The following is a 12483-nucleotide window of genomic DNA, read 5'->3' as shown; positions in this document are numbered from 1 at the left end:
GGCCTGCCCCACCGACCGGTGGAACGGCGTGGAACGGCGGTGTCCCTTCGTACCGCTCTCGGGGGAACGGTGCGAAGGGACACTGTCCGGCTCACGGAGCCGTATGACGGGCCGGCTCAGCTCAGCACAGTCCGGCGGGGATCGAGACCTGGCAGAAGTTGCCGCGGAAGAGGTTGCCGTCCTTCGAGGCGTTCTGGTTGACCAGGTCGGCCGGGGCGTTGCCGGCGAACCAGTTCGCGTCGACGCGGTTCTTCTCGTTGCCCGCGCCGACCATGCTCTTGAACAGCACGACCCCGCCCGAGAACGTCGACGCGCCGCTGTTGCCCGCGATCACGTTGTGCGTCAGCGATACGCTCTCCGCGCCGGACAGTACGATCCCGGCGCCCTGCACGAACGGCAGCCGGGCCGTCTTGGCGCAGTACTTGTTGTTGCGCAGCACATGGTTCTCGCGGACGGTGAGCGCGCCGGCCCGGGGCTTGTTCTCGTCCCCGATCACGATCATGCCGGTGCAGTTCCCGACCAGGTGGTTGCGCTGGACGGTGAGGTTGCGCAGGCGCAGGACCGTGAGGCCGTTCCGGTTGCCCTCCAGGTCGTTCCCCTCGACGACCAGGCCCCGGCTGTCCGTGGCCCCCGTCTCCGACATGGTCGTGTTGGCGAGGTACAGGCCGGCGTCACCGTTGTCGCGGGCGACGTTGTTCCTGAACACACCGCGCGTGGAGTGCTCCTGCGAGATGCCCCACTTGCCGTTCTTCTCGGCGCTCACCCGCTGCACGGTCAGGCGGTCGGTGGCCAGGGACCACAGACCGACGCCGGAGAAGCCCGTCAGCTTGAGGTCGGAGACGGTCACGTCCTCGACGGGCTTGTCCCTGAGCCCGACCACACAGATGCCCTTGCCGCCCTCCACGCAGCCGACCGCTGCCCTGGAGCCCGGCGCGGCCTTCTTCTCGGGAGGCACGATCACCGTGCGCGGACCGACGCCGCGGAGGGTGAGTCCGGAGGTCTTGACCGTGACGCTCTCGTGGTAGGTGCCGGCCTGCACCAGGACCGTGTCACCGGAGCGGGCGGCGTCCACCGCCTTCTGGATCGACTCACCCGGGTGCACCGTCAGGGTCCGTGAGGCCGCCGAGGCCGGGAAGGCGCCGGAGCCCGCACCGAGAAGTACGGCGACGAACGCGGCGTACCGAACGTGGTTGCGTTTCATGTCCGGAACCTAGGTCCGAATCGGCCGATGCCCGCGCGACACTCGCCCGCATGCCTCCCAACGGCCGTAAGGGTTCACATGACCGGCCGCGTACCGACGACGTCGGAGTAGCAGCGGTGGCAGCCCGATCGGGTCCTCCATAGGCTCGCTAGCGGAAACGAGCCAGCGGGAGGTAAAGAGAATGCCGCAAGTCGATGAAGAGGAAATCCATGTCGGCGCGATCGACACAGTGACTCGGCCCCGAACACTCAAAGGTGTTCTGCGTTCCGCGGCCGGGCACACCAACCTGCTCCCGGTTTTCCTGGTCCTCACGGCCATGATGATGGCGCTGTGGTTCATGGGAATGCCCTTCCTCCAGGCCCTGACCATTTCGACCGCGCTGAAGATCTCGATGGTTCTTTTCACGGCGCGCCGGCTGCCGCGCGTCTCGAAGGGCTGACGCACGGCGGTCGTCTCTGTTCTCGCGGCTGACACCGAGCCCGGCCCGAGTCCCCGTAGGGCCTCGGGCCGGGCTCGGTGTCAGGCACCGTACGGCCTCGGGGCGGGCCGGGTCTCAAGCGCCCCGTACGGCCTCGGGGCCGAGCATGGCCTCAGACCCCCGTACGACCTCGGGCCGAGCCCGGCCTCAGACCCCGCGGGCCGCCTTCTCGCCGGCCCCGCTCTCCCCCACGCCCTGCCACGGCGTCGCCGTCAGGTCGTCGTGGCCCACATGCGCCCGGCGCTCCCGCAGATCGGCCACGGCCAGGACGAGGGCGACGAGGATGATGGCCGTGGCGGTGAGGAGCCCGAGCTGAAGGGCCGTCGTGGCACGGCCGTGGTTGGAGAGGTGCGCGAAATACACGGAGCCGACCACGGCGATGCCCACGGCCGAGCCGATGCGCTGGCCGGTCTGCATCACCCCGCCGGCCGCACCGGCCCGTCGTACCGGCACGAGCGTGAGGGTGAGGGTCGTGTTGGGCGAGACCGTGAGTCCGGACCCGAGCCCGCCGATGACCAGCGGCACCGCCATGGCCCAGCCCACGCCCTCGCCGGGCACCAGCCGCACGGCCAGCACGACGCCGAGCAGCCCGAGGACCACCCCGCTCAGGCCGATGACGACCAGGCTGCGGCCGTAACGCGTCACCATCCGTCCCCCGAGGGCCGCGCCGACCGCCGAGGCCGCCGCGAACGGCAGGATGGTCATGCCGGCGGCGAGGGCGCTGTATCCCAGGGAGTTCTGCAGGAACAGCGACAGGACGAAGAAGATGGTGGTGAGCCCCGCGAAGAACGTGAGGCTGATCAGGGTGCCGAGCGTGAAGGAGCGCAGGGAGAAGAGACCGAGGTCTACCAGCGGCGCCTTGCCCCGGCTGCCCTGGATCCTCTCCCACATCCAGAAGGCTCCCAGCAGCAGTGCGCCCACCGGGAGCAGCGCCCACTTCGCCCGCCCCTGCCACTGCTGTTCCTGGACCAGGGGGAGCAGCAGCGCGAGCACGCCCGTGCCGAGCAGCAGTACGCCGAACGGATCGAACTTCTCCTGTCTGTCGCCCGGCACCGGGAGGCGGGGCAGCAGCCGGTGGCCCGCGACGAGGGCGGCCACCCCGATGGGCGCGTTGACGAAGAACACCCAGCGCCAGCCGTCGCCCGTGCCGAACGCCTGGATCAGCAGTCCGCCCACGAGCGGGCCCACCGCGGTGGACACCGCGACGACGCTGCCGTGGAAACCGAAGGCCCGGGCCCGTTCGGCGCCCTGGAACATCTGCTGGATCAGCCCCGAGGTCTGTGGTGCGACCACACCGGCGGCCGCCCCCTGGATCAGCCGGAACACCACCAGCCAGGTGGGGCCGGGGGCGAGACCGCACGCCACCGACGCGGCCGTGAACACGCCGAGGCCGAACAACAGCGCCTGGCGGCGCCCCCGCAGGTCACCCAGTCGCCCCGCCGGCGCCAGCGCGAGCCCGAAGGCGAGGGCGTACCCGGACACCACCCAGGACTGAGTGGCTTCGGAGGCACCGAGCCCGCGCTCCATGGAAGGGAGGGCCACGTTCACGATCGAGACGTCGAGCAGCGAGATGAAGCCCGCGGTCAGACAGACCCCGAGCGCTTTCCACCGCCGGTCGTCGAGAGCGGGACGGGCTGTTTCTGTGGTCATGTGATCACGCTATGCAGGCACGACCGGTCTCACCAGCGGGGAGCGGGAGCCGGATGCCGGCCGGCGGCACGGAGCAGGACGCCGGCGCTCCCCCGGAGCACGCGTTCAGGACCTCATCGAGCCACAGGGGTGAACCTCACCGCACGGATCGTGGCCCGCGTCCAGGAGTTGGTTGACGGCCGTCTCGACGTCGGACTTGGCCAGGAGCGTGCCGAACAGAAGTGCCGGCCGGGCCCGGACGCGAGGTGGTCGGCAGCGGCGGAGAAGGCGATCGAGGCGTTGAGGTCGTCGCGGAAGATGTCGAAGCGGTAGGGACAGCGGAAACGGCTCGTCCAGGATGTCGTCCTCATCGGTGAGGCCGGCGGCCTCGGGGAACACGACCGCGCGGCACCGTCGTTCAGAGGTCGTCGACCAGGACCGCCGCGCCGTCGAAGCGGCCGGCCTTCAGGTCCTGGAGCGCCCGCAACGCTTCGGAGAGCGGGTAGGGGTGCGTGGTGGCCCGAATCCCGTGACGGGCGGCGATGTCGAGGAAGTCGCATCCGTCGCGGCGGGTGTTGGAGGTGACGCTGCGCAGCTCCTTCTCGTAGAACAGCTCCTCCTCGTAGCGCAGGACGGGGATGTCGCTGAGATGGATGCCCGCGATGGCGAGCACCCCGCCGCGATCGAGGCCCCGCAGTGCTACCGGCACGAGATCGCCCGCCGGTGCGAACAGGATCGCCGCGTCCAGCGGCTCAGGTGGTCTGTCGTGGATGCCGACGGCCGAGGCGCAGCCGAGGCCGAGCGCCAGTCGCCTGGCGGCGTCGCCCCGGGTCAGGACGTGCACGGTCGCCCCCTGCGCCAGGGCGACCTGCGCACACAGGTGGGCGCTGCCCCCGAACCCGTACAGCCCGAGGCGGCCGCCGGGCGGGAGTGAGGTCCGCAGCAGGGCCCGGTAGCCGATGATGCCCGCGCACAGCAACGGCGCGAGGGCGACCTCGTCGACGTCCGGCGGCAGGCGGTAGGCGAAGGGCGCGGGAACGGTCGTGTACTCGGCGTAGCCGCCGTCGGCGTCCCAGCCGGTGTACCGGGAGCCGGGACAGAGGTTCTCGTCGCCGCGCAGGCAGAAGCGGCAGGTGCCGTCGGTGCTTCGCAGCCACGCCACTCCCACGCGGTCGCCTGGCGCCCATCCCTCCACACCGGGTCCCGTGCCGGTGACCTCGCCGACGACTTCGTGGCCGGGCGTCACCTCCGGCCGATGCTCGGGCAGGTCGCCCTCGGTGACGTGCAGATCCGTGCGGCACACCCCGCACGCCCGCACACGCACCAGCAGCTCCCCCTCCCCCGGCACCGGGGCGGGCCGCTCCACGAGCCGCAGCGGACCTTCCTCGACCGGCCCCGGCCGGGTCACCACCCATGCGCGCATCGCTCGCCCCGTCCTGTCGGCGGCTCCTCTCCCAGTGTGGGCCGCAGGCCCGGCAGCCGCACGGGCCGGCCCCCGGCGTCACCACGTCAAAGCTTCAACGCTCCGCACCATGTGGTCGAGGCCGGTTCGCCTCACCGACAGCCGCGCAGCGGCCTGGTCCGGCCCGGGATGTCGGCGGCGATCGGCTCCGCCATGGGGTGACGACGTGCGGCTCCCTCGACGGGGGGAGAGAGAACCCGGTACCTGACACGGGCACGCTGGGGGGGGACCTGCGCGCACTCCTCACCCAGGCCGTCGGGCTTATCGAACGGGCCGAGGTCGGGCGGGTCACCCGCACCGGGGTGTCTCGCGCGGCGAACGACGACGAAGTGGTGCGAGCCAACGAGGAGTTCTGGGTGCTTCGGTTCACCGGCGCCGCCGCGATCGTGAGCCGGGCCGTCGGGCAGGGTGAACTCCCCTCGGACACCGACCCGTACGAGCTGATCGAGGATCTCACCACCCTCACGTACCTCCGGCTCCTCACCACCGACCGCCCTGTCGACGACCGGCTCATCGACCACTCCGTGGAGCTCGCACGGTGCCGACAGTGCATCCGCGCCGTGTCCGCGTCCGGGCGCGGGGACGGCGGACACCGAGGCGGGCGGAAAGACGTTCGACTCTGAACTCCGGCCCAACCACGAACCTGCCGCCCGCGCTGGGCGGTCAAGGCGTTTCAGCTCCTCGCTGCCGACAAGGCGGGTGGACCTGACGCGTGGGACAATGGGGGGAATTGTCCCCGGCCGGTGGGCGGTGGGCGGTGGGAGGAGCGGACATGGAGATCAAGCCGCAGGCGGCCGTCATCCCCAAGGACACCGACCAACTCGAGCAGGGGAAGTACGGCCCCGTTTATCCGAGGACACCGGCGTGTTATGGGTTCACCATCGTCGCGAAGGTCAAGCCCGGCCGGGCCGACGCGATACGTGAGCACGGCTACACCTTGGCCAAGGCCTTGGAGGAAGATCCATATCTTCTCGCGCCGCTGAAGTTGCACTACCTGCGCTGGGTGCTCTTCGACGACGACACGCGCTTCATGTATCAGGGGATCTTCGATACCGACTTCGACAAGTACACGGAGGACGCCGTCGCGCTTTTCAGCAAGGCGGGGGTGAGCACGGCCTTCGAGAACCTCGAAGGGTTCCCCGAGGACTGGCGGACCAACCCTGAGGCGTTCGTCAGGTTTGTGCGTGAACACCACTGTCCGAGCTTCATCGAGTACGGGGAGTACCCGTATGTGACCGCTGATGAGATCAAGAAGGCTCTGCGGATCAAGGGTGCTCTGTCAGAGATGCTCGACCAGCTGCAGTGAGAGCGGGCTGTCGCGCACTTGTCCCACTGCGGATCGGAGACGAGATGAGCGAGGCCAGTACCGCGCGCACCTACAACCAGAACCACGTACCGCGCGAGTACACCCCTGGTCGGCGACGTGTGAGCATCTACGTCTCGTGGAGCTATCCGGCCGAGGCGGGCAGAAATCCGGCCGGGCTGGACAACCGGTTCTCCACCATGACGGAGGTCAGGCGGGTGGCGTGGCCCGCCTACGAGGACCCGAAGTGGTCGGACCCGTTTCAGTTCCAGCAAGGCATCGCTGGATCACTGGAGTTGTTCTTCTGGGCCTGGGTGCCGTTCCAGCAGTTCGTCGAGGAGGTCACCGGGCACCCCGTCCCGGTGTATCAGCGCATCGACCACGCCGGTTTCCGGACCCCGCTCGACGAACGCGTGCTGGCCGACACCGACACCCTGTTCGTGTTCGGGCTGGACCACATGGTCACCGGGCAGGCGGCCCAGCCCGAGGAGGTCGAGGCACTGCGGGCTTTCCTCGGCCGAGAGGACGCCTGTCTGGTCCTGGGGCCCCACCATGACGTCGGGGCGTCGGACGATCTGGCCGTGCGGGACGTGGAGTACCGCCATCACGGCGATCCCCTGGTACCCCGCCAGCAGCGATTCGCCACGTACGTGCGGGACTTGATGCAGGGCCTCGGGGTGCCGGTCGAGAACCGCTACGGACTGCGCCCCGCGGCGGGGGAGAAGAAAGGGATCGCCCCGCTGTCCACAGTCGGTGACCTGGATGCCAAAGGGTGGCTGGAAGGAGTGACGAACTTCAACTTCCATATGCACCTGCCGCATTACGCCGTGACGACCGACGACCCGGATGCCATCCACGTGCTGGCCAGGCAGCCGATCGACACCTCCAGGCCACATCCGTTCACCGAAGCCGGCAACACCGAGTTCAACATGTTCCTGTGGATGCCTCCGAGCGGTGAGCGGGCCGGCGATGTGCTGCTGGCGGACTCCACGATCTTCAGCTCCTTGTTCGGCGGCGACGAGAGCCTGCGGAATTTCTGGCGGAACCTCGTCTCGAAGTAGTCCCGCAGGGAGGCGGACTGTGAGCGGACCTAGGCAAGTCGCGTTGGAACTCGAAGATATTCAGCGCGGGGTTCTCAGCCCCCGGCCGACCCCTTACGCGGCGACGTACCTTGTGTTCCGCGTCGATGACCGAGAGGGCGGGCGGGAGTTGATGCGGCGCGCGAGTTCGGTGGTGACCTCTGCCGCCGACTCGGTCAGCCCCCTGGGGGATACCTGGGTCAGTGTCGCGGTCACCTGCCACGGCCTGGAGGCGCTGGGTGTGCCGCGCGCATCACTGGACACGTTCGCCTGGGAGTTCAGGCAGGGGATGGCCGCCCGGGCCAAAGCGCTGAGCGATGTCGGCGAGAGCAGCCCTGAGAACTGGGAAGCCCCACTGGGCACGCCGGATGTCCACGTGGTGGTCGCGGCGGTCGCGCCCGACGCCCCGCGGTTGGAGGCGGTCCTCGACCGGGCCGCGTACGACCGCCTTCGCGGTGTGACCGCGATCTGGCGGCAGGACTGCCACGCGCTGCCCACCGAGACCGAGCATTTCGGATATCGCGACGGCGTCAGCCATCCGGCCGTCGAAGGAAGCGGCATCGCCGGGTCGAACCAGCTTGAGGTGCCGTTGAAGGCCGGGGAGTTCGTGCTCGGCTACCGGGACGAGATCGGCGGTGTCCAGACCCCGCAGCCAGAGGTGCTGGGACGCAACGGCAGCTATGCGGTCTTCCGTAAGCTCCACCAGGATGTCGCCGCGTTCCGCCGCTATCTGCGGGACAACTCCACTGGTTGCGAGGACGAGGAACTGCTCGCTGCCAAGATCATGGGACGCTGGCGCAGCGGTGCTCCCCTGGCGCTCAGTCCGCAGCACGACGACCCCGCTCTCGGTGCGGACCCGCACCGCCGCAACACCTTCCTGTACGAGCGAGACGACCCCGCGGGATTCATCACGCCCGGCGGCTGCCACATCCGCCGGGCCAACCCCCGCGACGCCTCGGTGGCGGGAGAGGTGCGACTGCACCGCATGATCAGGCGAGGCGCCGTCTACGGTCCGCCGCTGCCCGAGGAAGTCCTGGAGGACGACGGGGCCGACCGCGGCCTGATGTTCGCGTTCATCGGAGCCCACCTCGGGCGACAGTTCGAGTTCGTCCAGTCGGAATGGATGAACGACGGCGTCTTCTTCGGCGCAGGCAACGCCAAAGACCCCGTCACCGGATCCCACAACGGCGTCACCGGCTTCACCGTTCCCCGGCGGCCGGTGCGACGGCGCCTTACCCCGCTGCCGCGGTTCGTCGTCACCCGCGGCGGCGAGTACTGCTTCCTGCCGGGCTTGAGCGCCCTGCGCTGGCTCGGCGATCTCCAGGACTGACTTAGAGCGCGACGCGCGCTCCGTCACGAGGGAAATGTCCTCGACTTGGCCTCGACACGGTACGGGACATATCAGACATCCGGCCGCTCACGACGACACCATCAGTACTCGGAAGAAGCGAGGCCAAGCCCGTCGAACCGGGCTCAGGCGGACGGTGTGATCGCGGCTGCGGACCGCATGAGGGCAGGGGCGATCAGAGCCGCAGGTACGACGCAGCTCAACAGGACCAAGGGCCACACCGGCAAACCCACGAAGAACGTGGTGGGAAGACCGGCGCACACTGCCGCCGTTGCGACCGCGACGGCGCGAGCGGATGGTGAGGCCGGATTGCTGCTCACCGCGTTGCCCCAGAGCAGCACGACCACGATGATCCCCAACTCGACGGCCGCTGCTGGAGCGGCGACCTGGAGTGCGTCCGCCCACCGGTCCCCGCTCGGCGTGCTCACTCCGGACTGCCCCTCGAGCGCGCTGAAAAGGAGGTAAGGGAAAACCGCCAATGGCGCGACCGCCGACACGACGACGCATCCGAGCCGAATCAGAAGCCAAAAGATTCTCACCCTTCACCTTCACCTCTACCCCTGGTCTACCGGGACGGTATCGGCGACCGGAAACCGGAGCGCCGATCCAACGTGGGGCGCGGCGTCACCGGCGGCGGCGGTAAAGGCGAAGGCTTCCTCCATGCTCGGCACCGGAGCGGACGTCCGCGCGGTCGCGCCCCTGTCCCAGGGCACGCGCTCCTACGGACGCGGTGATCTCGATGTGTCGCCCTCTCGCCACCCGGAACAGACGCGTCATCGGCGCGAGGACGACCTTGCTGGTGTTCATGCCCTGCTGGGCGAGCAGCGGCTCTGTCCGCTCCCACGCCGCGTCCGTCAACTCACCTCGACCCACCACAAGATCAATGATCAGAGCACTCGTGATCGGACTCGCACACGGGGTCCGTCACGAACCGGCTCAGCCGGTAGGTGGTCGGCAGCGCCAGGCGGCCGCACAGCGTGTCGATCCGGATCATCGACCGGTCGACTCGCGCCTCCCGAAGACGCCACAGCCGCGCCCGCAACTCCGATTCGTCCCGAGTCTCGAAGATCACTTCCCACCGCCCCGCGTCCGGCGAAGTGCGAGCGGTAAATCGCTGCCTCTCGACCTCTTGCCGCCGCTTTCGTTTCCTCTGTCCTGGCACCGGCCCAGGATCGTCGCCCGGCGTCAGGACGGCAAGGCACGCACGTCCGTCCGCCCGTGGTCGGCCGGTCCCAGGGCGACCGGATACAGTGCGCGCGACGGCAGCCTGGTCAAGGAGGGGAAGCGTGACCGACACCAGCAACACCCGACCCGCGGACAGGGAGGCGGAAGCACCGCGGCAGAGCCGCCTGCACCGCCTGATGCGCTACATCCCCCTGATCGCCCCCGTCCTGCTGTGGGCGGTGCCCTGCTGGGTGCTGCTGTACACCGGCCAGCACTGGCCGCTGCCCGTCACGCTCGCCGGCACCGCCCTGTTCGTCCTCGGCCTGATCGGTATGCCGCTCGCGATGATGCGCGGCCACGGCCGGCGTCAGCAGGACCGGGCGGCGATCGTCGGTGACACCCTGCTGGGCGCCGGCTGGGTCCTGTTCACCTGGTCCGTCCTGCTCGGAGTGCTGCTGCGGCTCGCCCTGACCGTGGCCGGCGTCGGTGACGGTCAGGGCCGGGCCCGCATCGTCACTTGGGCCGTCCTCGGCGTGGCCGCCGCACTGCTGGCCTGGGGGTACGCCGAGGCTCGTCGCGTGCCACGCGTGCGCCTACTCGACGTGGAACTCCCGCGACTGGGTGCCGGGTTGGACGGCACCCGCGTGGCCCTCATCACCGACACCCACTACGGCCCCCTCGACCGCGCCCGCTGGTCGGAACGGGTCTGCGAGACGGTGAACACCCTGGAGGCCGACCTGGTCTGCCACACCGGCGACATCGCCGACGGCACGGCCGAACGCCGCCGCGCCCAGGCCGCCCCACTCGGCACCGTGCGGGCCACCCGGGCCCGTGTCTACGTCACCGGCAACCACGAGTATTACAGCGAGGCCCAGGGCTGGGTCGACCTGATGGACGAGCTGGGCTGGGAGCCGCTGCGCAACCGCCATCTGCTCCTCGAACGCGGAGGCGACACCCTCGTGGTCGCCGGCGTGGACGACGTCACCGCCGAGTCCTCCGGCCTGGCCGGCCACCGCGCCCACCTTGCCGGAGCCCTGGACGGAGCCGACCCCGACCTGCCCGTCCTGCTCCTGGCACACCAGCCCAAGTTCGTCGACCGCGCGGCAGCCGCCGGCATCGACCTCCAACTCTCCGGCCACACCCACGGCGGCCAGATCTGGCCCTTCCACCACCTGGTCCGCATCGACCAGCCCGCCGTCGCCGGCCTCAGCCGCCACGGCACCCGTACCCTCCTCTACACCAGCCGCGGCACCGGCTTCTGGGGCCCGCCGTTCCGCGTCTTCGCCCCCAGCGAGATCACCCTGCTCGTGCTCCGCTCCCCACAGCAGCCCACCGCGACGTAGCACCGAGCAGCTCGAGATCGCCGATGTGCGGGCCTGGTCTCAGCGGGCCGCGCCTGCTGACCGGGCAGGTTCCTGCCGACATGCACGCGCCGGGCTTGGAGCCTGCGCCGGTGCCGCGCCGTTCGATCGAACGGATCGTCCGACTCCACCGGTTCCGCGGCCCCCGGAGACCGGTGCGCCCCGGTGCGCTCGGGAGAGCACCGGGGCGCCGCGGGTCACGCGGGGGTGAGGTGGAACATCACGCTCTCCGCCGGAACGCTGATCGGGTACTGCTCCACGAGGCGCCAGCCGGCCTCCTCGAAGACCGGGCCCCACTCGTCCAGCGTGGGCAGGTAGTCACCCATCACGGCGTGGGCGAACTCGAAGGCCATGCTGAAGATGGGCATCTCCGAATCCGGGTAAGCGGTGGTACGTGTGGCGTCCGCGAGCAGGAAGTGCTTCAGGTCGGGGAACACCTCCCGGATGCGGCGCAGCGACGCGACCGCCTCGGCACGGGGCCAGAAGTCGTGGCCCATCATGAACGACGTGAGCAGGTCCACCCCCGCGTACTCGGGCCGCGGTTCGAGTGCCGTGGCGTCGCCCTGGACGATGCTGATGCGGTCCGACAGGCCGGCCTCGGCCACCGCCTTGGTGGAGACCTCGATCGCCCCGTCGGCGAGGTCGATGCCCAGACCCCGTACGCCCGGCCGGGCCCCGGTGAGGCGTATGAGCCGCTCACCGCTTCCGCAACCCAGGTCGGCGACGTGCTGGAAGTCCAGCGTCTCGACGACCGGCAGGAAGACCGGGTCCCACCACTCGGCATTGATCTCGCGGCAGGCGACGCTGATCGCCGCGGCGTCACGCCGGTAGAAGGAGCCGCTGCGGTTGTCCTTGCGCATCAGGTCCGGGAGGGTGTCGAACAGCTCGCCGCAGCCTCGGGTCATCCAGTGGAACAGTGACTTGGAGCGGTCCGCCTCGGCGAAGTTCGGGCCCGGCCGGACGGTGTCACCGTCCCGGCTGACGATGTCCGCGGAGGACAGCGCCCGCACCAGTTCGCGGACCGACCCCGCGTCGAGTCCCCGGTCGGCGGAGAAGGCCACGGCGTCCAGGCTGCCGTGTTCACGTATCGCGTCGAAGAAGCCGACCTCCCACGCCGCACTGATCGACCATGCCGCGAGTGCGTGGTTGTACACCTCGGCCATCGTCGCGCCGCTCTTGTTCACGCCGTACTCCTCTTCATCGTGTTCGTCAGGCTCTTGGGACGCAGGTCGGTCCACTGCTCTTCCACATGGGTCAGGCAGGTCTGCCGGTCGCTCGGGGGATGCGCGGCCTTCCACCCTTCGGGTATCGCCGCGTTCGCGGGCCACAACGAGTACTGCGCCTCGTCGTTGGCCAGCACCATGTACGAGCCGTCGGGCTCGCCCCACGGTCGGGTCATCAGCAGGTTCCGTTCTCTGTCAGTCAGGGCTCATGTCGCATACGGGCCGGCGGGTCGAA

13 protein-coding genes and 1 pseudogene are annotated in these 12483 nt (G+C 69.7%); 6 read left to right on the top strand and 8 right to left on the bottom strand.

The features are described 5' to 3' along the window. Positions 1 to 121: 121 nt before the first annotated feature. Entirely contained in the window at positions 122 to 1201 is a 1080-nt protein-coding gene (locus OIB37_RS32845; protein WP_330461238.1) for a right-handed parallel beta-helix repeat-containing protein, read from the bottom strand. 181 nt (positions 1202 to 1382) lie between these two features. On the opposite strand from OIB37_RS32845, the gene OIB37_RS32840 reads away from it, so the two are divergent. Then, on the top strand, positions 1383 to 1640 hold the full coding sequence (locus tag OIB37_RS32840; protein WP_330461237.1) for a hypothetical protein: 258 nt from the start codon (positions 1383 to 1385) through the stop codon (positions 1638 to 1640). Between the two features lie 186 nt (positions 1641 to 1826). Here OIB37_RS32840 and OIB37_RS32835 read toward each other — a convergent pair whose 3' ends face one another. The 3 genes and pseudogenes from OIB37_RS32835 to OIB37_RS32825 all read right to left on the bottom strand — a co-directional run bounded on the left by OIB37_RS32835 (position 1827) and on the right by OIB37_RS32825 (position 4731). Continuing rightward, positions 1827 to 3329 carry an MFS transporter gene (locus OIB37_RS32835; RefSeq protein ID WP_330461236.1) on the bottom strand — a complete coding sequence of 501 codons (1503 nt, stop codon included), beginning with the start codon at positions 3327 to 3329 and terminating at the stop codon, positions 1827 to 1829. A gap of 147 nt (positions 3330 to 3476) precedes the next feature. Continuing rightward, positions 3477 to 3658, bottom strand: a pseudogene (locus OIB37_RS32830) (cytochrome P450); the annotation flags it as partial. A gap of 68 nt (positions 3659 to 3726) precedes the next feature. Then, positions 3727 to 4731 (bottom strand): zinc-binding alcohol dehydrogenase family protein, encoded by a 1005-nt coding sequence (locus OIB37_RS32825; protein WP_330461235.1) that lies wholly within the window; start codon positions 4729 to 4731, stop codon positions 3727 to 3729. On the opposite strand from OIB37_RS32825, the gene OIB37_RS32820 reads away from it, so the two are divergent. The 4 genes from OIB37_RS32820 (at position 4722) to OIB37_RS32805 (ending at position 8482) form a co-directional block, all read left to right on the top strand. Beyond that, complete coding sequence (locus tag OIB37_RS32820) at positions 4722 to 5393, top strand: TetR-like C-terminal domain-containing protein (RefSeq protein WP_330461234.1); 672 nt, start codon at positions 4722 to 4724, stop codon at positions 5391 to 5393. The two genes, OIB37_RS32825 and OIB37_RS32820, sit on opposite strands and share 10 nt — an antisense overlap. A gap of 149 nt (positions 5394 to 5542) precedes the next feature. Beyond that, positions 5543 to 6076 carry a hypothetical protein gene (locus OIB37_RS32815; RefSeq protein WP_330461233.1) on the top strand — a complete coding sequence of 178 codons (534 nt, stop codon included), beginning with the start codon at positions 5543 to 5545 and terminating at the stop codon, positions 6074 to 6076. A gap of 44 nt (positions 6077 to 6120) precedes the next feature. Next, positions 6121 to 7134 carry a hypothetical protein gene (locus OIB37_RS32810; protein WP_330461232.1) on the top strand — a complete coding sequence of 338 codons (1014 nt, stop codon included), beginning with the start codon at positions 6121 to 6123 and terminating at the stop codon, positions 7132 to 7134. Between the two features lie 19 nt (positions 7135 to 7153). Further along, complete coding sequence (locus tag OIB37_RS32805) at positions 7154 to 8482, top strand: Dyp-type peroxidase (RefSeq protein WP_330461231.1); 1329 nt, start codon at positions 7154 to 7156, stop codon at positions 8480 to 8482. Positions 8483 to 9124: 642 nt separating this feature from the next. Here OIB37_RS32805 and OIB37_RS32800 read toward each other — a convergent pair. Both OIB37_RS32800 and OIB37_RS32795 read right to left on the bottom strand, forming a co-directional pair. Further along, positions 9125 to 9376, bottom strand: coding sequence for a hypothetical protein (locus tag OIB37_RS32800; RefSeq protein ID WP_330461230.1), 252 nt, complete (start codon positions 9374 to 9376; stop codon positions 9125 to 9127). Between the two features lie 4 nt (positions 9377 to 9380). Beyond that, on the bottom strand, positions 9381 to 9572 hold the full coding sequence (locus tag OIB37_RS32795; protein WP_330461229.1) for a hypothetical protein: 192 nt from the start codon (positions 9570 to 9572) through the stop codon (positions 9381 to 9383). 214 nt (positions 9573 to 9786) lie between these two features. Here OIB37_RS32795 and OIB37_RS32790 point away from each other — a divergent pair, with 214 nt between their 5' ends. Further along, complete coding sequence (locus tag OIB37_RS32790) at positions 9787 to 11007, top strand: metallophosphoesterase (protein WP_330461228.1); 1221 nt, start codon at positions 9787 to 9789, stop codon at positions 11005 to 11007. A gap of 215 nt (positions 11008 to 11222) precedes the next feature. Here OIB37_RS32790 and OIB37_RS32785 read toward each other — a convergent pair whose 3' ends face one another. Then, on the bottom strand, positions 11223 to 12209 hold the full coding sequence (locus OIB37_RS32785) for an SAM-dependent methyltransferase (protein WP_330461227.1): 987 nt from the start codon (positions 12207 to 12209) through the stop codon (positions 11223 to 11225). Beyond that, on the bottom strand, positions 12206 to 12424 hold the full coding sequence (locus OIB37_RS32780) for an MbtH family protein (protein WP_330461226.1): 219 nt from the start codon (positions 12422 to 12424) through the stop codon (positions 12206 to 12208). The genes OIB37_RS32785 and OIB37_RS32780 overlap by 4 nt, the downstream gene beginning before the upstream one ends. Between the last annotated feature and the right edge of the window lie 59 nt (positions 12425 to 12483).

The sequence above is a fragment of the Streptomyces sp. NBC_00820 genome (assembly GCF_036347055.1).
GTDB lineage: Bacteria > Actinomycetota > Actinomycetes > Streptomycetales > Streptomycetaceae > Streptomyces.
Note: the sequence above shows the minus strand (reverse complement) of the source record. Positions and strands in the feature narration are given on the sequence as shown.

Coding starts and splice junctions, on each gene's coding strand:
- OIB37_RS32845 (WP_330461238.1), bottom strand. CDS start 1,201: ATGAAACGCAACCACGTTCGGTACGCCGCGTTCGTCGCCGTACTTCTC.
- OIB37_RS32840 (WP_330461237.1), top strand. CDS start 1,383: ATGCCGCAAGTCGATGAAGAGGAAATCCATGTCGGCGCGATCGACACA.
- OIB37_RS32835 (WP_330461236.1), bottom strand. CDS start 3,329: ATGACCACAGAAACAGCCCGTCCCGCTCTCGACGACCGGCGGTGGAAA.
- OIB37_RS32820 (WP_330461234.1), top strand. CDS start 4,722: ATGCGCGCATCGCTCGCCCCGTCCTGTCGGCGGCTCCTCTCCCAGTGT.
- OIB37_RS32825 (WP_330461235.1), bottom strand. CDS start 4,731: ATGCGCGCATGGGTGGTGACCCGGCCGGGGCCGGTCGAGGAAGGTCCG.
- OIB37_RS32815 (WP_330461233.1), top strand. CDS start 5,543: ATGGAGATCAAGCCGCAGGCGGCCGTCATCCCCAAGGACACCGACCAA.
- OIB37_RS32810 (WP_330461232.1), top strand. CDS start 6,121: ATGAGCGAGGCCAGTACCGCGCGCACCTACAACCAGAACCACGTACCG.
- OIB37_RS32780 (WP_330461226.1), bottom strand. CDS start 12,424: ATGACCCGACCGTGGGGCGAGCCCGACGGCTCGTACATGGTGCTGGCC.